General features: G+C 68.5%; 21 protein-coding genes, 1 pseudogene and 1 riboswitch. Of the genes and pseudogenes, 14 read left to right on the forward strand and 8 right to left on the reverse strand.

Annotated features, from left to right (window positions below):
- Positions 1-198 precede the first annotated feature (198 nt).
- Together A5695_RS13615 and A5695_RS13620 are read left to right on the forward strand one after the other, a co-directional pair.
- Positions 199-474: a DUF2530 domain-containing protein gene (locus A5695_RS13615; protein WP_068082531.1), complete on the forward strand. Its 276-nt coding sequence runs from the start codon at positions 199-201 to the stop codon at positions 472-474.
- 30 nt (positions 475-504) lie between these two features.
- A complete protein-coding gene (locus A5695_RS13620; protein WP_068082487.1) occupies positions 505-960 on the forward strand; it encodes an SRPBCC family protein in 456 nt (151 codons plus the stop codon).
- A gap of 218 nt (positions 961-1,178) precedes the next feature.
- On the opposite strand, the pseudogene A5695_RS13625 reads toward A5695_RS13620, so the two are convergent.
- Positions 1,179-1,964, reverse strand: a pseudogene (locus A5695_RS13625) (DUF3027 domain-containing protein); the annotation flags it as partial.
- A gap of 131 nt (positions 1,965-2,095) precedes the next feature.
- Between A5695_RS13625 and A5695_RS13630 the strand changes: the two are divergent.
- Positions 2,096-3,748 (forward strand): MFS transporter, encoded by a 1,653-nt coding sequence (locus A5695_RS13630; protein ID WP_156749624.1) that lies wholly within the window; start codon positions 2,096-2,098, stop codon positions 3,746-3,748.
- A 14-nt stretch (positions 3,749-3,762) separates the two neighbouring features.
- Entirely contained in the window at positions 3,763-4,233 is a 471-nt protein-coding gene (locus A5695_RS13635) for a DUF2771 domain-containing protein (RefSeq protein ID WP_068082536.1), read from the forward strand.
- Between the two features lie 61 nt (positions 4,234-4,294).
- Here A5695_RS13635 and A5695_RS13640 read toward each other — a convergent pair whose 3' ends face one another.
- Entirely contained in the window at positions 4,295-5,299 is a 1,005-nt protein-coding gene (locus tag A5695_RS13640) for a glutathione S-transferase family protein (RefSeq protein WP_068082494.1), read from the reverse strand.
- A 47-nt stretch (positions 5,300-5,346) separates the two neighbouring features.
- A complete protein-coding gene (locus A5695_RS13645; protein ID WP_068082497.1) occupies positions 5,347-5,760 on the reverse strand; it encodes a cold-shock protein in 414 nt (137 codons plus the stop codon).
- 162 nt (positions 5,761-5,922) lie between these two features.
- Between A5695_RS13645 and A5695_RS13650 the strand changes: the two genes are divergently transcribed.
- From A5695_RS13650 to A5695_RS13665, 4 genes are all read left to right on the forward strand, one after another.
- Positions 5,923-6,321 carry a YccF domain-containing protein gene (locus tag A5695_RS13650; RefSeq protein ID WP_068082499.1) on the forward strand — a complete coding sequence of 133 codons (399 nt, stop codon included), beginning with the start codon at positions 5,923-5,925 and terminating at the stop codon, positions 6,319-6,321.
- A complete protein-coding gene (gene moaA / locus A5695_RS13655; RefSeq protein WP_068082500.1) occupies positions 6,318-7,397 on the forward strand; it encodes a GTP 3',8-cyclase MoaA in 1,080 nt (359 codons plus the stop codon). The genes A5695_RS13650 and moaA overlap by 4 nt, the downstream gene beginning before the upstream one ends.
- A 4-nt stretch (positions 7,398-7,401) precedes the next feature.
- Positions 7,402-7,680 carry a MoaD/ThiS family protein gene (locus tag A5695_RS13660; RefSeq protein WP_068082504.1) on the forward strand — a complete coding sequence of 93 codons (279 nt, stop codon included), beginning with the start codon at positions 7,402-7,404 and terminating at the stop codon, positions 7,678-7,680.
- A 208-nt stretch (positions 7,681-7,888) separates the two neighbouring features.
- Positions 7,889-8,103: riboswitch (cyclic di-AMP (ydaO/yuaA leader) on the forward strand.
- Positions 8,104-8,115: 12 nt separating this feature from the next.
- Entirely contained in the window at positions 8,116-8,946 is an 831-nt protein-coding gene (locus A5695_RS13665; RefSeq protein WP_068082507.1) for a transglycosylase family protein, read from the forward strand.
- A gap of 72 nt (positions 8,947-9,018) precedes the next feature.
- Here the strand turns inward: A5695_RS13665 and A5695_RS13670 are convergent, their stop codons facing one another.
- From A5695_RS13670 to A5695_RS13685, 4 genes are read right to left on the reverse strand one after another with little or no spacing between them, the layout of a single operon-like run.
- Positions 9,019-9,444 (reverse strand): molybdenum cofactor biosynthesis protein MoaE, encoded by a 426-nt coding sequence (locus A5695_RS13670; protein ID WP_068082510.1) that lies wholly within the window; start codon positions 9,442-9,444, stop codon positions 9,019-9,021.
- Positions 9,441-9,923: a molybdenum cofactor biosynthesis protein B gene (locus tag A5695_RS13675; protein ID WP_068082539.1), complete on the reverse strand. Its 483-nt coding sequence runs from the start codon at positions 9,921-9,923 to the stop codon at positions 9,441-9,443. The genes A5695_RS13670 and A5695_RS13675 overlap by 4 nt, the downstream gene beginning before the upstream one ends.
- Positions 9,923-10,450, reverse strand: a complete 528-nt coding sequence (gene moaC, locus A5695_RS13680; RefSeq protein ID WP_068082512.1) for a cyclic pyranopterin monophosphate synthase MoaC — start codon at positions 10,448-10,450, stop codon at positions 9,923-9,925. The genes A5695_RS13675 and moaC overlap by 1 nt, the downstream gene beginning before the upstream one ends.
- A gap of 8 nt (positions 10,451-10,458) precedes the next feature.
- The gene (locus A5695_RS13685) at positions 10,459-10,659 is read right to left on the reverse strand and encodes a hypothetical protein (RefSeq protein ID WP_139273158.1); all 201 of its coding nucleotides are present in this window, start codon (positions 10,657-10,659) and stop codon (positions 10,459-10,461) included.
- A gap of 118 nt (positions 10,660-10,777) precedes the next feature.
- On the opposite strand from A5695_RS13685, the gene A5695_RS13690 reads away from it, so the two are divergent.
- The 6 genes from A5695_RS13690 to A5695_RS13715 all read left to right on the forward strand — a co-directional run bounded on the left by A5695_RS13690 (position 10,778) and on the right by A5695_RS13715 (position 18,660).
- A complete protein-coding gene (locus tag A5695_RS13690; RefSeq protein ID WP_068082515.1) occupies positions 10,778-13,045 on the forward strand; it encodes a helicase-associated domain-containing protein in 2,268 nt (755 codons plus the stop codon).
- A 51-nt stretch (positions 13,046-13,096) separates the two neighbouring features.
- Positions 13,097-14,746 (forward strand): DNA repair helicase XPB, encoded by a 1,650-nt coding sequence (locus A5695_RS13695; RefSeq protein ID WP_068082517.1) that lies wholly within the window; start codon positions 13,097-13,099, stop codon positions 14,744-14,746.
- Positions 14,747-14,839: 93 nt separating this feature from the next.
- Entirely contained in the window at positions 14,840-16,024 is a 1,185-nt protein-coding gene (locus tag A5695_RS13700; protein ID WP_068082518.1) for an FAD-binding domain, read from the forward strand.
- A gap of 216 nt (positions 16,025-16,240) precedes the next feature.
- Positions 16,241-16,534, forward strand: a complete 294-nt coding sequence (locus A5695_RS13705) for a putative quinol monooxygenase (RefSeq protein ID WP_068082520.1) — start codon at positions 16,241-16,243, stop codon at positions 16,532-16,534.
- 149 nt (positions 16,535-16,683) lie between these two features.
- Positions 16,684-17,925 carry an FAD-dependent monooxygenase gene (locus A5695_RS13710; RefSeq protein WP_068082521.1) on the forward strand — a complete coding sequence of 414 codons (1,242 nt, stop codon included), beginning with the start codon at positions 16,684-16,686 and terminating at the stop codon, positions 17,923-17,925.
- Positions 17,926-18,033: 108 nt separating this feature from the next.
- On the forward strand, positions 18,034-18,660 hold the full coding sequence (locus tag A5695_RS13715; protein WP_068082523.1) for a bifunctional 2-polyprenyl-6-hydroxyphenol methylase/3-demethylubiquinol 3-O-methyltransferase UbiG: 627 nt from the start codon (positions 18,034-18,036) through the stop codon (positions 18,658-18,660).
- Positions 18,661-18,733: 73 nt separating this feature from the next.
- On the opposite strand, the gene A5695_RS13720 is transcribed toward A5695_RS13715, so the two are convergent.
- A partial coding sequence (locus A5695_RS13720; protein ID WP_231974816.1) for a 3-hydroxyacyl-CoA dehydrogenase family protein occupies positions 18,734-19,465 on the reverse strand: 732 nt, incomplete at its 5' end.

The following is a 19,465-nucleotide window of genomic DNA, read 5'->3' on the forward strand; positions in this document are numbered from 1 at the left end:
GCGCGAGGTTACACGGAACCTCAAGAAATCGGGATACGAAACGGTGAACGACGGGCTCTGATCGTCACCGCTGGGCGCGCCGAATAGCGCCGAACCGCTTGGGCCAGCGCTTAACCCGCGCTGCGCAGGCGTTTTGGGTTCGCCCCGCCGCGCATGTGGGTGTTTTGGCCGGGGGCAGGGGCGGTTATGTTAATCGCGATGTCTGTCGAACCCGGCCCGAACCGCGAGCCTCCGCCGTTGCCGCCCGCGCTGCTCAACGCGTGGCCGTTCCTCACCGTCGGCGCGCTCGGTTGGGTGGTCGCGGCGGCCGCCTCCTTCCTCGTGCCGTCCCTGCAGAGCTGGCGTCCGCTGACGCTGGCCGGGCTCGGGGTGACAGTGCTCGGCACGAGCATCTTCGTGCTGCAACTCGCACAAGCCCGTCGGGGTGCCCGTGGGGCACAGGACGGACTTGAGAACTATTTCGACCACCGCTAGTTTTCGCAATCACCGACTCGGGAGGGATCGATGGTAGCCCCGCTACTGCAAGCCCAAATCGACATCGACGCACCGGTTTCCACGGTGTGGGGGCTGATATCCGATCTCCGGCGGATGCCGGAGTGGAGCCCGCAGTGTCGTTGGACGAAGACGTTCGGTCCGCTGCGGCAAGGCACGCGCACGCTCAACATCAATCGCCGTCACGCAATGTTCTGGCCGACCACTTCGACGGTCGTCGAGGTCATTCCCGAGACCAAGCTGGCGTTCCGTGTCAACACCAACAACACGATCTGGAGCTACGAACTCCAGCCCACCGGCACGGGCACCCGGGTGATCGAGAGCCGCCATGCCGAGAACGGGGTGACCGCGTTTTCCAGCCTGTCGGTCAACGCGCTGTTCGGCGGGACCACCAACTTCGAACGCGAATTGCTCGACGGGATGAACGCCTCGCTGGCCAAGATCAAGGCTGCCGCCGAGAAGGCCTAGTCCGCCTCGGGCCGCGACTCCGGCGTCTCGGCTTCGGCCTGCGCCGTTTCGGGCGGGGCCTCCGGCGCACCGGCCTCGGGTTCCGGCGTCTCCGAAGTTGTTGTCGCTGACTCCGGTTCCCCCTGCGGGCCATCGGGAGGCTCGACGTCCCCGGGCGGCGATTCCGCTTCCTCGGTCGGCGCGTCCGCGGCCTCCGGCTGCGAAACCTCGGCCGGCTCCGCCTGCGCGGGCGGCTCGACGACGTCGAGCACGCCGTCGTCGTAGGGCTCGTACATCGGTGAACCGGTGCCCGCCGGAGCCGGGGTATCCGAGTGCGCGCCGCAACCGTACTGCCTGTCGACGATCTGCCCGTCGGCCGACAGCTCGTTGCCGCACACGCCGAACATCGCGCCGAGCGATCCCGCCAACGGCAGGTAGAAGCCGCAGTCACGGCAAACGCGTTTGGTGGACCGCGCCATCGGCGAGTCGGGACCGTGCTCGCCGGTGTGCCATCGTTCGGCCGCGTCCGCGCGGCCGAAGGCGCTCATAACCCAGCGCCGGCCCAGCCCGATCTCGGCGGCGGTCTCATCGACCTGTGGGTCGCCGCTGGCGGTGTAGCCGGGAACCAGCCGCGGATCGTCGGCCGCGGGTGCCAGCAGGTCTCCGGGGCTCAAGTCCCCGGGCCGCACCCGCTGGTCCCACGGAACCCACTGGGGTGCCAGCAACGCGGTCGGGCCCGGGATCAGCACCACCTCGCTCACGGTCGCGTGGTCGGCACCGGGATGGGCGGCGACCACGACGGCCCATTGCCAGCCCTGATACCCGGGCAGATGAGCCAGGAACCGGTGCGTGGCGGCGGCCGGGTCCTCGTAATTGACCCCCAGATAGTCACCCACGGTCTCTGCGCCGCTGAACTCGACGACGGCGGCCCTGGCCTGGTCCACCGCACCCGTCAGCACCGTGGCCAACCCCGCGGGCCACTCGGCCACGGTTGCTCCGGCGGATTGCTCGCTGGATCCGGTCAAGGTGTCCTCTTTCTCCATTGCGGTTCCAATACTAGGTCGGCGAGCCACACCCCGTTGCCTGCAGACGCTTGTCGTCGGCATAGGGGAGAATCTGCAACGTGTCTGGACGGCGGCGTGACGATCCGGGCCGCGTGGCCTCAACTGCGGGTCGCCGGCCCCGCAACGGAGCTGGTAATCAACATCCCGGCATGGCCAATTACCCCGCCGACGATGCCGGCGATCGGCGCGCGCGCCGGTCACCGCCGATGCCGAGCGCCAATCGCTACCTGCCGCCGATCGGCCAGCATTCGGAGCCGGATCAGCACGACACTCCACCCCCACGCCCTGCCGCCCCCGGCGAACGGATCACGGTCACCCGCGCCGCCGCGCTGCGCAGCCGCGAGATGGGGTCGCGGATGTATTGGATGGTGCAACGCGCCGCCACCGCCGACGGCGCCGACAAGTCCGGCCTGACGGCGCTGACGTGGCCGGTGGTGGCCAACTTCGCGGTGGACGCGGCGATGGCCGTGGCGCTGGCCAACACGCTGTTCTTCGCGGCGGCCACCGGCGAGAGCAAGGGCCGGGTCGCGCTGTATCTGCTGATCACCATCGCGCCGTTCGCGGTCATCGCGCCGCTCATCGGCCCGGCGCTGGACCGCTTGCAGCACGGCCGGCGAGTCGCGCTCGCCGGGTCGTTCGTGCTGCGGACGGCGCTGGCGCTGGTGTTGATCATGAATTACAACGGCGCCACCGGGAGCTACCCGTCCTGGGTGCTCTATCCGTGCGCGCTGGCCATGATGGTGTTCTCCAAGTCGTTCAGCGTGTTGCGCAGCGCGGTCACGCCGCGCGTCATGCCGCCGACCATCGACCTGGTGCGGGTGAACTCGCGGCTGACCGTGTTCGGTCTGCTCGGCGGCACCATCGCCGGCGGGGCGATCGCCGCGGGCGTGGAGTTCGTCTGCACCCACCTGTTCAAGCTGCCCGGCGCGTTGTTCGTCGTCATCGCGGTCACAGTCGTCGGCGCCTCGCTGTCGATGCGGATCCCCCGCTGGGTCGAGGTGACGGCCGGCGAGGTGCCCGCCACATTGAGCTACCGCCAGGACAGCGAACCGCAGCGGCGAAGCTGGCACCACGAAGTCAAGAAAGTCGGGGGAACGCTCCGACAACCGCTGGGCCGCAACATCATCACCTCGTTGTGGGGTAACTGCACCATCAAGGTCATGGTCGGCTTCCTGTTCCTGTACCCGGCGTTCGTCGCCAAGGCGCATCAAGCCAACGGCTGGGTACAGCTGGGCATGCTCGGGATGATCGGCGCGGCGGCCGGCATCGGCAATTTCGCCGGTAACTTCGCCGCCGCGCGCCTGCAGCTGGGCCGCCCTGCCGCGCTGGTGGTGCGGTGCACGCTGGCGGTCTCGGCGGTCGCGTTGGCGGCCGCGGTGGCGGGCACGCTGGTGGCGGCCGTGATCGCCACCCTGGTCACGTCGGGATGTAGCGCCATCGCGAAGGCCTCGCTGGACGCCTCACTGCAAAACGATCTGCCCGAGGAGTCGCGCGCGTCGGGATTCGGGCGTTCGGAGTCGACGCTGCAGCTGGCCTGGGTGCTCGGTGGCGCCGTGGGCGTCCTGGTGTACACCGACTTGTGGGTCGGCTTCACCGCCGTCAGCGCCCTGCTGATCCTCGGATTGGCGCAGACACTCGTTAGCTATCAAGGGAACTCGCTCATCCCCGGACTCGGAGGTAACCGGCCCGTCATGGTGGAGCAGGAAGGCGTCCGTCCCGGCCGCCCGGCGGTGGTGCCCGAGTGAAACGCAGTGCGGCCATGCTGCTGGCCGGCCTGATGACTCTGGCGTGCGTGGCCGTCGGTGTGGGTACCTGGCTGCTCGTGCGCCCGTCCGGTGCCCAGCGCCCGGAGATCAGCGCGTATTCGCACGGCCACCTCGCGAGGGTGGGGCCGTACCTCTACTGCAGCGTGCTCAACCTCGAGGAGTGTGACACGCCCCAGGCCCAGGGTGAGCTGAAGGTCAGCGAGCGCTACCCCGTGCAACTCTCGGTGCCCGACGCGATTTACCGCGCACCATGGCGGCTGCTGCAGGTCTACGAGGATCCGACCAACACCACCAGCACCATCTTCCGGCCGGGCACCCGGTTCGCGGTCACCATCCCGCCGGTCGACCCGCACCGCGGGCGCATGGTCGGGATAGTGGTGCAGTTGCTGACGCTGGTCATGGATCCCGGGGGCGAGCTGCGGGATGTCCCGCACGCGGAATGGTCAGTACGCCTTACCTATTGAGCATTGGATCGCCGAACGTCGAGTCGCATTCCGCCCATCGAGTCGACGCTCGTGCACCCGATCACGCCCCATGCCCGGCGGGCACCCGCTCCCCTTCGACCGGCGGACCCGGACGGGTGCCGTCGCCGAAAGGCTTGCCGCCCAATACTTCCCGGCCATGGGGCGAGAGCCAGCCCGACAGATCCGGCCCCTTGGGCACGATGCCGGTGGGATTGATGTCGGCGTGCACGATGTAGTAGTGCTGCTTGATCTGCACGAAGTCGACGGTGTCACCGAACCCGGGCGTCTGGAACAGGTCGCGCGCATAGGCCCACAACACCCGCATCTCGCTCAGTTTGCTTTTATTGCACTTGAAGTGGCCGTGGTAGACCGGATCGAAGCGGGCCAACGTGGTGAACAACCGCACATCGGCCTCGGTTATGGTGTCGCCCACCAGGTATCGCTGACCGGCCAGCCGATCGCCGGCCCAATCCAACGCGGCGAACAGCCGGTCGTAGGCCGCGTCGTAGGCCTGCTGCGAGCCGGCGAAGCCGCACCGGTACACCCCGTTGTTGATCTCGGTGTAGACCCGCTTGTTCACCTCGTCGATCTCCGCGCGCAGGCGCTCGGGGTACAACTCCGGAGCACCCTCGCGGTGGTAGGCGGCCCATTCCGTGGAGAAATCCAGGGTCATCTGCGCGAAGTCGTTGGTGACGACAGCGCCGGTGGGAACGTCGACGATCGCGGGCACCGTGATGCCCTTGGGGTACTCGGGGAAGCGCTTGAAGTAGGCGTCCTGCAGCCGGGGGATCTTCAAGACGGGGTCCACACCGCCGGGGTCCAGATCGAACGTCCAGCTGCGCTCGTCGTGCGTGGGCCCGCAAAACCCAATGGACAGAACGCCTTCCAAGCCCAGCAACCGACGGACGATGATGGCGCGGTTGGCCCATGGGCATGCGCGGGCCACGACCAGCCGGTACCTGCCGGGCTCCACCGGGTAGCCGTCGCGCCCGTCGGCGGTGACGCGGGTGGTGATGTAGTTGGTGTCTCGGTTGAAGTCACCTTTTCCGGCGACGTAGGCGGCCATGGCGACAATTCTGCCCCAGCCCCACGCCGGCCAGCGGCGGCGGCGAACTAGGCGTCGAGCTCTCGGGCGACCGCGCGAACCACCTCGGAAACCCGTCGAGCCGTCTTGCGGTCCGGGTAGCGGCCCTTGCGCAGCTCGGGCTGCACGGCGCTCTCCAGCAACGTGATCATGTCCTCGACCATGCCGTGCAGTTCGTCAGGGCTGTGCTTGTGCTCGGCCGGCACCTCGCGGCGGCCCTGAGCCTTGGTGAGGCTGGGCGGCGGCTCAATCAGCTTGAGGCTCAGCGCCTGAGGCCCGCGCCGCCCGGAGGCGATGCCGAACTCCACGCGCTGGCCCGCTTTGAGCCCCTCGACCCCAGCGGGCAACGCCGACGAGCGGACGTACACGTCCTCGCCGTCCTCTTGCGACAGGAAGCCAAACCCCTTGTCGGCGTCGTACCACTTAACCTTGCCGGTCGGCACTGGTCTCACCTGCTTGTCTAACGGATCAATAGAATGGCCAACACAATAAGCGTCCCGCCTGCGCAGGACGCCGTTTGGTCCTTGATCCTACTCGGATGCTCGCCTCACGAGCACCCCCGTTATTGCGCACTCGGTACGCTGGGCATTACCGGTGGAGGAGATATGCGCCTGATCCTGAACATCATCTGGCTCGTGTTCGGCGGCCTGTGGATGGCCGCCGGATACGTGGTCGCGGCGCTCGTCAGCTTCTTGCTGATCGTCACCATTCCGTTCGGCTTCGCATCGCTGCGCATCGCCTCGTACGCGTTGTGGCCGTTCGGCCGCACCATCGTCGACAAACCCACCGCCGGCACGGGCGCGCTGATCGGAAACGTGATCTGGGTGCTGCTGTTCGGACTGTGGCTGGCGATCGGCCACGTGATCAGCGCGCTGGCGATGGCCGCCACGATCGTCGGCATCCCGCTGGCGCTGGCCAACCTCAAACTGATCCCCGTGTCGTTGATGCCGCTGGGCAAGCAGATCGTTCCCGTCGGTTCGCCCTCCCAGGTAATGGCCGCATGACGCTGACCGCGCTGGGTGTGCCGTCGGTTCCGGGCCGCGTCGCCGGCAGACCCGCGCTGAACGCCCCGACCACGGGCCCGTTGGTGGACACCTACGGGCGGGTCGCCACCGACCTGCGAGTCTCGCTGACTGACCGCTGCAATCTGCGGTGCAGTTACTGCATGCCGGCCGAGGGACTGGACTGGCTGCCCGGCGAGCAACTGTTGCGACCCGACGAGCTGGCCCGCCTGATGCACATCGCCGTCACCCGGTTGGGCATCACCAGCGTGCGGTTCACCGGTGGCGAGCCCCTGTTGGCACGGCACCTCGAAGAGGTGGTCGCGGCGGTGGCCGGGCTGCGGCCACGCCCGGAGATCTCGCTGACCACCAACGGCGTCGGCCTGGCGCGGCGGGCCGCCGGGCTCGCCCGGGCGGGCCTAGACCGGGTCAACGTGTCGATGGACAGCGTGGATCGCGACCACTTTGCGACGATCACCCGCCGGGACCGGCTCGGCGACGTGCTCGACGGCCTGGCCGCGGCACACGACGCCGGCCTGACGCCGGTCAAGGTAAACGCGGTGCTCGACCCCGTTACCGGGCGGGAGGACGTCGTCGACCTGCTGCGGTTCTGCCTCGAGCGCGGCCACCAATTACGGGTCATCGAGCAGATGCCGCTGGACGCCGGGCACCAATGGCGCCGGGGCGCCGCGCTGAGCGCCGATGACGTGCTCCACACGCTGCGCCCCCACTTCCGGCTCCGTCCCGACCCGGCGCCGCGCGGTTCGGCGCCCGCCGAGCTCTGGCTGGTCGACACCGGCCCGGGCACGCCGAGCGGAAAGTTCGGCGTCATCGCGTCGGTTTCCCATGCCTTCTGTTCGGCCTGCGATCGCACCCGCCTGACCGCCGACGGTCAGATCCGCAGTTGCCTGTTTTCGACTGAGGAGACCGATCTTCGGACCCTGGTGCGCACCGGCGCGTCCGACGACGCGATCGAAGCGGCGTGGCGGGTCGCCATGTGGGGCAAGCCCGCCGGGCACGGGATCAACGACCCGAGCTTCACCCAGCCCGACCGTCCGATGAGCGCGATCGGTGGCTAGTCCGATGGGTCAAGCGTTCGCTCAGCAGGACGGGGTTCAGGTGACGGTGCGTTACTTCGCGGCCGCACGGGCGGCCGCGGGAGCCGAGTCGGAAACGGTGGTGCTGCGCCCCGGCACCACGGTGGCCGAACTGGTCGAGCGCCTCGCCGTGCGTGGCTCGCCACTCGCCAAGGTGTTGGGCAGGTGTTCCTACCTGTGCGACGGGATCGCCGTCCGCGACGAGACCACACCGTTACGCACCGGAAACACGATCGACGTCCTACCCCCCTTCGCCGGCGGGTGAAACTGTGAAATATCTCACGTAACGGAACGATAACGTCGTCATCACGCTCCGATATCGGGTGCTATGACCTGCGTGGATGCCGCGTGTCCGGAGCGTTTTCCCAGATGGCCGCGAGGGAAACGCCGGGTTTCGCAGGACGTGACGGGGCCGACAGAACCCGCTACCTTTCTCCGAAGGCTCGCTAAGACAACCGAATTGGCGGACCTCCCCTCCTATCGCGCCGAGCTCCATCCAATAGGCGGGGCCCACTGACCAACGTGGATGGAGACGGGGGACCCACCGGTCCACCGTGATCGGATTGGGGCCGCGTGCGGCCCCTAGGGGTGAAGCCGACGTCGCTCCCCAGCGGATGCGACAACGGCCGGGTGGCCTCTCCAACCCGAACCCGACAGCTGACCTCGCAGGCGCGTGACGAGAGAGGATTTTTTACGGCCTATGAGTGGACGTCACCGTAAGCCCAGCACGTCAAACATCAGCGTCGCCAAGATCGCCGTCACCGGTGCGGTCCTCGGCGGCGGCAGCATCGCCCTAGCTGGCCAGGCGGCCGCGGCGACCGACGGCGAATGGGACCAGGTAGCCCGTTGCGAATCCGGCGGCAACTGGGCAATCAACACTGGCAACGGCTACCACGGCGGCGTGCAGTTCAGTTCGAGTACTTGGGCTTCGCACGGTGGCGGCCAGTACGCGCCGTCGGCCGAACTGGCCACCAAGGAACAGCAGATCGCCGTCGCCGAGCGCGTGCTGGCCACCCAGGGCCGCGGTGCATGGCCCGTGTGTGGTGGCCCGCTGTCCGGCCCGAGCCCGCGCGAACTCCCCGCGCCGGCCGGCCTGGACGCCCCGCTGGATGCGCCCGGGATCAATGGACAGCCGGCGCCCCTGGCTCCACCGCCCGCCGACGCGCCCCCGCCGCCGGTGCAGCTGGCCGGCTTCGACCGGCCGGCCCCTCCGGCGGACCTGCCCCCAGCGCCTCCGGCGGACCTGCCGCCCGCGCCTCCGGCGGACTTGCCCCCGGCACCCCCGGCCGACGCCATGCCGCCGGCGCCTCCCGCCGATGTGCCGCCGGCACCCCCGGCGGACCTGCCCGCGGCACCCCCGGCCGACGCGCCGTTCGTGGACACCGACTTCCGCGGCTTCGTCCCGGCCAACATGCCGCAGGATGTTTCCTCGGTCGGCTACACGAAGCAGCTGTGGGACGCCATCCGGGCTGAAGACATCCAGGGCAACGACGCGCTCGACGCGATCGCCCAGCCATCGCCGGCCGCCTGAGGTCCGCCCGTCAGACTGCCCGGCACGCCTCGAACGTTTCCGCTTCGGGGCGTGCCGGCGTTCCAATCGCTGTTACGCCGAGCCCACCCATTCTTCGGTTCCATCGTCGAAGAACTGGTGCTTCCATACCGGTAACCGCGCCTTGATCTCGTCCACGAGCAGGGCACAGGTGCCGAACGCCGCCTGACGGTGGTCGGCCGCGACAGCGGCCACCAGCGCGGCCTCCCCGATCCGCAACACCCCGATCCGGTGGCTGGCCGCGACGGCGCGCACCCCGCTCGACTCCTCGGCGACGTCGGAGACGACCTTGGCCAAGACCTGCTCGGCCGACGGATGCGCGGAGTACTCCAGCCGCACCACCCGCCGCCCGCCGTCGTGGTCGCGAATCATGCCGACGAAGCCGACGACGGCCCCGGCCGACTGATGGGCCACGAGCTCTTCGTGCTCGGCCAGGAAGATCGGGTGATCGGTCATGGCAGCGCGGACGACGAGCGTCATCGCTGGTGGTCTCCACCGGCGAGTTGATCGAGCGCGTGATCGAGCACGTCGGCGAGTACGCCCAGGCCGTCGCGCACCCCACCGGGGGAACCCGGCAGGTTGACGATCAGGGTCCGTCCCGCCACACCGCACACCCCGCGCGACAGCACCGACGTCGGCACCTTCGGCAGGCCCGACCGGCGGATGGCGTCGGCCAGTCCCGGGATCATATAGTCCAGCGCCGCGACCGTCTGGTCGGGCGTGCTATCACTCGGCGAGATGCCGGTGCCGCCCGACGTGATCACGACGTCGACGTCGTCGTCGACGGCCTTGCGCAGGGCCTCGCCGACCGGCTCACCGTCGGCGACCACCTCCGGTTCGGCGAACGAAAACCCGCGCTCTGTAAGCCATTCCGCGATGATCGGCCCGCAGCAATCGTCATACACCCCCGCCGAAGCGCGGGTCGAGGCGATGACGATGCGGGCGGATCGGGTGCCCATCACCGCACCCACGTTCCGGTCTTGCCGCCTTCCTTGCGCAGCACGCGGATGTCGTCGAGGCGCGCGGCGGGATCCACGGCTTTGATCATGTCGTAGAGCGTCAGACCGGCCACACTGACGGCGGTCAACGCCTCCATCTCCACCCCCGTGCGGTCGGTGCTGCGGACGGTCGCGGTGATCTCGATATCGGCGGGCCCGACGGTGAAATCCACGTCGACTCCTGTGAGCGCCAACTGGTGGCAGAGCGGGATCAGCTCGCTGGTGCGCTTCGCGGCGAGGATGCCGGCCACCCGGGCGGTGGCCAGCGCGTCGCCCTTGGGCAGACCCCCGGCCGAGATCAGCTCCACCACGCGCGGGGAGGTATGCAGGGCACCGGCGGCCACGGCCGTCCGTTTCGTGGTTCCCTTCCCGCTGACATCGACCATGTGCGCCGCGCCGCGGTCGTCCAGGTGTGACAGCGCGCCCGGGCCGGATTCTCCCGATGCCCAGGTCGCCGGGGGCTTGGCGGCCTCAGAGGCCTTAGCCATCCTGGCGCCTACCGGTTTACGACGGTGACCGGGTGCAGGTAGGGCAGGTCAGTGGAGGGCAGCGGGAATACCAGCTCGCCGAACGGCGACAATGCGCCCGTCCGGTCGGTGACGAGTTCGCTCACCGCGTGGTCGTCCGGGTCCGTCGTCGGCCACCCGTTGTCGACATACCTGGTTTTGCGGGCTTTGCCCTCAGCAGTGTCAGCCACGGCGTCCATTCTGACAGGTCGCTCTTGCGCGTGTCGTGCAAGACCGGCAGTTCGGCCGAGGAGCTGCCAACATTCGTTGCCTACGTGCTACCCGCCGACTGTTTTACGCTGGTCAGCAATGACCGACAACACCCCGGACATCCCGCTGGGGTCGTGGCTGGCCGACTTGCCCGACGAGCGGCTGATCCGACTGCTAGAGCTGAGGCCGGACCTCGCCCAGCCCCCGCCCGGCAGCATCGCTGCGCTGGCCGCACGCGCTCAGGCGCGCCAGTCGGTCAAGGCCGCCACCGACGAGCTCGACTTTCTTCGCCTCGCGGTGCTCGACGCGCTGCTGGTGCTCCAGGCCGACACCGCGCCGGTGCCGACGACGAAACTGCTGGCGTTGATTGGTGAGCGCGCTCGCGAGGCCGACGTGCTGGGCGCTCTGGACGACCTCCGCGAGCGGGCGTTGGTCTGGGGTGACAGCGCGCTCCGCATCGCGCCGGACGCCGGAACGGCGCTGCCGTGGCACCCCGGCCAAGTCACCCTCGAGGACGCCTCCCGCACGGGCGAAGAGATCGCAAACCTCATCGACGGCCTGAACCCGGCCCAGCTCGAGGTGCTGGAGAAGCTCCTCGAGGGTTCCCCGATGGGCCGCACCCGTGACGCCGCGCCCGGCGCCCCCGCGGACCGGCCGGTGCCTCAGCTGTTGGCGATGGGGCTGCTGCGGCGCATCGACGCCGAGACCGTGATCCTGCCCCGCCACGTCGGGCAGGTGCTGCGCGGCGAACAACCCGGCCCGATGCAGCTGACCGCACCCGATCCGGTCGTGTCGACCACCACCGCCGACGATGCCGACGCGGCGGCGGCCGGGGCGACCATCGACCTGCTGCGAGAACTCGATGTCGTGATCGAAACGCTAGCGGCCGCACCGGTTTCCGAGCTGCGCAGCGGCGGACTGGGAATTCGTGACGTCAAACGGCTCAGCAAGTCGACGGGCATCGAGGATTCGCGGCTGGGCCTGATCCTCGAGTTGGCGGCCGCGGCCGGATTGATCGCCAGCGGGATGCCCGACCCGGAACCGGCCGCCGGCCCCAACCACGATGGACCATTCTGGGCGCCAACGGTGGCCACCGACCGGTTCACGGCGCTACCCACCGCCGAGCGCTGGCAGCTACTGGCCAGCAGCTGGCTGGACCTGCCGAGCCGCCCGGCCCTGATCGGCAGCCGCGGTCCGGACGCCAAACCCTATGGCGCCCTCACCGATGCGCTGTATTCGACGGCCGCGCCGCTGGATCGCCGGCTGCTGCTGGGCACGCTGGCCCAATTGCCCCCGGGCGCCGGCGTCAACGCGGTCTCGGCGTCCGAGGCGCTGATCTGGCGACGCCCCCGCTGGGCCAAGCGGCTGCAGCCCGGACCCGTGGGTGACCTGCTGGCCGAGAGTCACGCGCTGGGCCTGGTAGGTCGCGGGGCGCTCAGCACCCCCGGCCGTGCCCTGCTCGATGAGCCCGCCGACCCTCGCGCCGCGGTCGACGCCATGGCGCGGGCATTGCCGAAACCGATCGATTACTTCCTGCTTCAGGCTGACCTGACCGTCGTCGTGCCGGGGCCATTGGACCGCGATCTCGCCGAGGACCTGGCCGCGGTGGCCACGGTCGAATCGGCGGGCACCGCGATGGTGTATCGCATCAGCGAACAGTCGATCCGGCATGCGCTCGACGTGGGCAAGACCCGCGACTGGATGCATGCCCTGTTTGCCAGGCATTCCAAAACGCCCGTCCCGCAGGGGCTCACCTACCTGATCGATGACGTCGCGCGACGGCATGGTCAGCTGCGGATCGGCATGGCCGCTTCGTTCGTGCGATGTGAGGACCCCGCTCTGCTGGCCCAGGCCGTCGCCGCACCCGCGACGGAAGGGGTGCAACTGCGCGCCTTGGCCCCGACCGTCGCGGTGTCTCCGGCGCCGATCGCCGAGGTGCTGATCGCGCTGCGCGCGGCGGGCTTCGCCCCGGCAGCCGAGGACTCCACCGGCGCCATCGTCGACGTTCGCCCCCGCGGCGCCCGGGTGCCCGCGCCGCAGCAACGACGGCCCTACCGCCCGATGCCACGCCCCAACAGCGAGAGCCTCAACGCCGTGGTCGCGGTGCTGCGCAAGGTGACCGCCGCACCGTTCGGCAGCAATCGCGCCGATCCGGGGGTCACCATGTCGTTGTTGCAGCGCGCGGCCAGGGAACAAGACACGCTGGTGATCGGTTATCTGGATGCTGCGGGTGTCGCCACCCAGCGGGTGGTGTCGCCGATCACCGTTCGGGGCGGTCAGCTGACCGCATTCGACTCGGCGTCGGGGCGCCTGCGTGACTTCGCCATCCACCGCATCACGTCGGTGGTGTCGGCCAACGGCCGATAATGGATTGCGGCCAGGCGCGCGCCCGCGAGACGATGAGAAGGAGTTGGGCCATTGACTGACGGCCCGTTGATCGTGCAGTCCGACAAGACGGTGCTGCTCGAGGTCGACCACGAGCAGGCCGGCGCGGCACGCGCGGCCATCGCGCCGTTCGCCGAGCTGGAGCGTGCGCCCGAGCATGTGCACACCTACCGCATCACGCCGTTGGCGCTGTGGAACGCCCGCGCCGCCGGCCATGACGCCGAACAGGTCGTCGATGCGCTGGTCAGCTTCTCGCGCTACGCGGTGCCCCAGCCGCTGCTGGTCGACATCGTCGACACCATGGCCCGCTACGGCCGCCTGCAATTGGTCAAACACCCGGCGCACGGCCTCACGCTGCTCAGCCTGGACCGCGCGGTGCTCGAGGAGGTGCTGCGCAACAAGAAGATCGCACCCATGCTCGGCGCCCGCATCGACGACGACACCGTCATCGTGCACCCCAGCGAGCGCGGCCGCGTCAAGCAGATGTTGCTCAAAATTGGTTGGCCCGCAGAGGATCTCGCGGGCTACGTGGACGGCGAGGCGCACCCGATCAGCCTGGCGCAGGACGGCTGGCACCTGCGCGATTACCAGCAGATGGCCACCGATTCGTTCTGGGCCGGCGGGTCCGGGGTGGTGGTGCTGCCGTGCGGGGCGGGCAAGACGCTGGTCGGCGCGGCCGCGATGGCGAAGGCCAGCGCGACGACGCTGATCCTGGTCACCAACATCGTCGCGGCGCGGCAATGGAAGCGCGAACTGGTGGCGCGTACCTCCCTCACCGAGGACGAGATCGGCGAGTATTCGGGAGAGCGCAAGGAGATTCGGCCCGTCACCATCTCGACGTATCAGATGATCACCCGCCGCACCAAGGGTGAGTACCGGCATCTGGAGCTTTTCGACAGCCGCGACTGGGGGCTGATCATCTACGACGAGGTACACCTGCTGCCCGCGCCGGTGTTCCGGATGACCGCCGACCTGCAGTCCAAGCGACGCCTGGGCCTGACCGCCACCCTGGTCCGCGAAGACGGCCGCGAGGGCGACGTGTTCTCCCTGATCGGCCCGAAGCGCTACGACGCGCCGTGGAAGGACATCGAGGCGCAGGGCTGGATCGCGCCGGCCGAGTGCGTCGAGGTGCGGGTGACCATGACCGACAACGAGCGGATGATGTACGCCACCGCCGAACCCGAAGAGCGCTACAAGCTTTGCTCGACAGCGCATTCGAAGATCGCGGTGGTGAAGTCGGTGCTCGGCCGCCACCCCGGCGAGCAGACGCTGGTGATCGGCGCCTACCTCGACCAGCTCGATGAGTTGGGCGCCGAGCTGAACGCTCCGGTGATCCAGGGGTCGACCCGGACCAAGGAACGCGAGGAGCTGTTCGACGCGTTCCGCCGGGGCGAGGTGTCCACACTGGTGGTGTCCAAGGTCGCCAACTTCTCCATCGACCTGCCGGAAGCCTCTGTCGCGGTACAGGTTTCGGGGACCTTCGGCTCCCGCCAGGAGGAGGCGCAGCGGCTGGGCCGGTTATTGCGGCCCAAGGCCGACGGTGGTGGCGCCATCTTCTACTCCGTGGTGGCGCGCGACAGCCTGGACGCGGAGTATGCCGCGCACCGGCAGCGTTTCCTCGCCGAGCAGGGCTACGGCTACATCATCCGCGACGCCGACGACCTGCTGGGCCCGGCGATTTAGACGCAACGGCGGAACACTTTCGGCTAAGTTGCCTAGTGCAACTATTGCATAGCGCTATAGTGGGACCAACTCCATCGCCGGAGAGGTGGGCCCATGAAGATTGGCATTGTCGGCGCCGGCATCGCCGGTCCCACGCTTGCGTATTGGTTGTGGCGCTATGGCCACGAAACCACCTTGATCGAGAAGGCGCCGCAACTCCGCACCGGCGGCTACGTCGTGGACTTCTGGGGTGGCGGGTATACGGTTGCCGAACGTATGGGACTCACCGCCGAGCTGCACGCGGCGGGATACGCGGTACGCGAGGTCCGACTCGTCGATCGGAATTCGCAACGGGTGGGGGGCTTTTCGGCCGAGGTGTTCAGGCGAAACGTGGGCGGCCGGTTCGTCACCGTGGCCCGCGGCGATCTGTCCGCCATGGTCTATCGCTGCATCGACGGCCAGACTGAAACGTTGTTCGCCGAAAGCGTGTCGGCGATCGAGCAAGACGACTCGGGGGTACGGGTCACCCTCGAAGGCGGCGGGTCGCGGCAATTCGACCTGCTCATCGGCGCGGGCGGCATTCATTCTCCCGTGCGGGATTTGGTATTCGGCCCCGAGTCGAGATTCGAGACGGACCTCGGCTACCGAGTCGCGGCATTCGAGACCGAGGGTTATCAGCAGCGTGACGAACTCGTGTATCTCGCCTACACCATGCCGGGGCGCATGATCAACCGTTTCGCGATGCGCGGCGGGAAGACGATGTTCCTTTTCGTATTCACCCCCGATCAAATGCGCGGCGCCGATCCACGAGATGCACGGCAAGCCAAGGCAATCCTGCATGAGGTCTTTGGTACGGCGGGCTGGGAATGCCCAGAGATCCTGCGCCATCTCGACGGCGCCTCCGACGTGTACTTCGATCGGACCAGCCAAATCGTCATGGAGCACTGGTCGAACGGCCGAGTGGCGCTCATCGGTGACGCGGCGGCCGCGGTTTCCTTGCTGGCGGGCGAAGGCACGGGGCTGGCGATGGTCCAGGCCTACGTATTGGCGGGCGAGCTCAGTCGCGCCGGAGCCGATCACGCGGATGCGTTTCGTCGCTATGAGCGACGGCTGCGCCCGATCGTCGAGGCGAGACAGCGGTCGGCGCGCGCATTCGCCGCGGTGTTCGCCCCAAAGACGGTGCCCGGCCTATGGATCCGCAATCAGGGGTCCAGAATGTTGAACATTCCGCGGCTGGCCGACTGGATCGTGCGGAGCGAGTTCCGCGACGACATCGCACTGCCCGAGTACGCCGCGTAGCCGTGTGCGCAAGGCTCTTGCGAGCCATGCGCCGTTCGCCGAATTTGATATCACCCGCGACATCAAATTGGGGACGCACGCATTGTCCCGGACTCGGCGCGGCGACGAACTATAGCCGAACAGCTTTCCCAGAAGCGGAAACCACATTCTCAATCTTGGTGGCCGAACCCGGCGACGGCCGGCCGGATATCTTGAGATCGCGACCAAGGAGATGACATGCCAGTCACGGTGATACTCGAACTGCAGTTCAAACCCGACGCGGTGCCGCAGGCGCGCGACGTCATGGGCCGGGCGTTGCGGGATACCCGGGCCTTCGCCGGGAATCTTCATACCGACGTGCTGGTCGACGAGGACGACGAGGCCCACTGGTTGATCTACGAGCTGTGGGACACAGTCGATCACGACGAGGCTTATCGCGCCTTCCGCGCCGGCGATGGACGACTGACCGAGTTGCCGCCGCTGCTCGCCGCGCCCCCCGTCAAGAAGCGGTACGTCACTTCCGACCTCTGACGCGCTAAGTCAGCGCGGGAATCACCTCGCGCACCTGTTCCGGCGATGAGTGGCGGCCGGCCCGGGCACGGCGTAACGCCGTCCCGCTCGATCGGCAACGGCTTGACCCCCGCTAGGCTTACCCATCGTCAAGCTAGCGGGAGGTCGGTATGCGCATACTGGTCTCCGGCGCCAGCATCGCCGGCCCGGTGCTGGCCTACTGGCTGACCCGGCGCGGCTTCGACGTCACCGTCGTCGAGCCCGCGCCCACGCTGCGCAAGACCGGTGGCCACGCCGTCGACCTGTTCCGTCCAGCGCTGGAGATCTCGGCCGAGATGGGCGTATTGCCCCGGATCGAAGCACGCGCCACCGGAACGAACCGCATGATCATGCATCGGGAAGGCCGCGCGCGGCCGTTCGAGATCGATCTCAGCAAGATCTACTCGGCCACGTCGGGCCGGCACGTGGAGATCATGCGCGACGACCTCAGCGAGATCTATTACGCCGCAGGTCGCGACGACGTGGAATACCTGTTCGGTGACACGATCACCTCGATCGACCCCGACGGCGAGGTGACGTTCGAGCATGCCCCCGTCCGGCGGTTCGACGCCGTCGTCGGCGCCGACGGGCTGCACTCCAACGTCCGGCGGTTGACCTTCGGCGACGAGGCCAACCAAACCCGGTTCCTCGGCGGCTATCTGGCGGTGGTGTCGGCGCCCAAGGCGCTCGCCTGCCGCGGCGAGATGACCTGCCACGTCGGCGTCGGCCGCCTCGCGGCCATCTACACCGCCGAGCACCTCGACGACGCGCGCGCCGTCTTCCTGTTCCGCAGCAACCGTGAACTCGACTTTGACCACCGGGATACCTTGCGGCAGAAGGAGTTGCTGCGGGCGGCGTTCGCGAACATGCACGAGCAGGTGAGCGATTGGCTCGGCGAAGTCGACCGCACGCCGGCCTTCTACTTCGATTCCATCAGCCAATTGCGACTGGACCGATGGTCACGCCGGCGAGTCACCCTCGTCGGCGACGCCGGATACTGCCCCGGTCCCGCGGTGGGCGGCAGCACCAGCCTCGCGGTGCTCGGCGCCTACGTACTGGCCGGCGAGCTCGCCCAGGCGGACGGCGACCTCCTGCGCGCGTTCTCCGCCTACGAATTGCAGATGCGCGAGCCGGTACACCAGAGCCGCTCGTTCGCCCGCGGCGCCGCCAAGGGCATCATCCCTGGGTCCCGGCTGGGGGTGTGGGCGTTGACCCGGGGCGCGCAGCTGGTTTCGGCGATGCCCGGGTCGTTGTCGCGGTCGCTGGCCAAACTGAACGCCAAGGGCGTCCGGTTGCACGACTCGATGCGGGTGCCCGACTACAGCGCGACCGACCCCCGGGGCAACGAACGGACCAACCGCCGATGGAACTAGTCGGGGTCGGGATCCGGAGTGCTGCTGGACGACCCGAAGGCCTTCCCTCGCGCACAACGGCGGCGGATCGCCGCGGCCCTGAAACGGGTTTAGGCATACCGTTGGGGCATGGCCTCCAAGCACACGCTCTTTCGCCTCTTTTACCGAATCGGCTTCACCCCGTGGGACGGTCATCCGATCGCACAGAAATTGCGAGACCTGGTCGAGGGCACCGATGACACGCCCCCGCTGCCGATCGGATCGGCCCTCGACCTCGGGTGCGGTACCGGTGACTCCTCGATCTACCTCGCACAGCACGGATGGAAGGTCACCGGCGTCGATTTCGTCGCGAAGGCACTCGAGAAGGCCCGCGCCAAGGCCGCCAATCTGCCGGTCGACTTCGTCGGGGCCGACGTCACGCGCCTGAGTCGGACGGCGATCGGCACGGGCTTCCACCTGATCGTCGACAACGGCTGTCTGCACAACATGAGCGATGCGGATCGCGAGGCGTACGTCCGAGAGGTCAGCGCGGTGGCCGCGTCCGGCGCACGCCTGTTCATCGTCGCGTTCCGTCCCGGCGGGAGGTTCGGCGTGCCGGGTGTCGAGCCCGCCGAGATGGAATCACGATTCTCCGCCGGATGGACGCTGTTGTCCGCAGGCGACGAGGGGGACCTCGATGAAGCGCGGCTGAGTCGGGGAAATGCGCGCGAGCAGAGCCCGGCGCGGTACTACCTCTTCCAGCGCCGCGACACCTGATCCGCGAGCAGACGCAAAATCGCACTGCGGGAACAATTCCCATGCGATTCTGCGTCTGCTCGCCCAGCCTGTCCTACGTCAGCGAGGCCGGCGGCAGGAAGCGGTCGCCATACTTGGCGGCCAACTCGCGCGCCCGCGCCACGAAGGCTTCCTTGCCGATACCGCCCGGACCCTGGTAGCCGACGATGAACTGCGCGCTGCCACCGGTGTACGGCGGGTAGCCGATGCCCATGATCGAGCCGATGTTGGCGTCGGCGGTCGACGTCAACACGCCCTCGTCGAGGCACTTCTGGGTTTCCAGCGCCTCGGCGAACAGCATCCGGTCGATCATGTCCTGCAACGGAATCTCCGCGCTGCCGGACTTGAACGTCTCCCGCAGGCCCGGCCACAGGCGCGTGCGCTTGCCGTCGACGTACTCGTAGAAACCCGCGCCCTTCAACCGCGACGGTCGACCGAGCTCGATCATCTTCTCGACGACCGCCTCGGCGGGGTGCGGTTCGTAGGTGCCGCCGGCATCCTCGACAGCGGCGCGGGTGGCCGTGGCGATCTTATGCATCAGCTCCAGGTTGAGCTCGTCCGACAGCTGCAGCGGCGGAGCCGGGTAGCCGGCCTGCGAGCCGGCGTGCTCGATGCTGGCGGGCTCCACGCCCTCACCGAGCATCGCCAACGCCTCGTTGACGAACGTGCCGATGACGCGGCTGGTGAAAAAGCCGCGGCTGTCGTTGACCACGATCGGGGTCTTGCCGATGGCCAGGGTGTAGTCGAACACCCGGGCCAGTGCCTCGTCGGACGTCTTTTCGCCCCT

The sequence above is a fragment of the Mycobacterium sp. E1747 genome (genome assembly GCF_001667775.1).
GTDB lineage: Bacteria > Actinomycetota > Actinomycetes > Mycobacteriales > Mycobacteriaceae > Mycobacterium.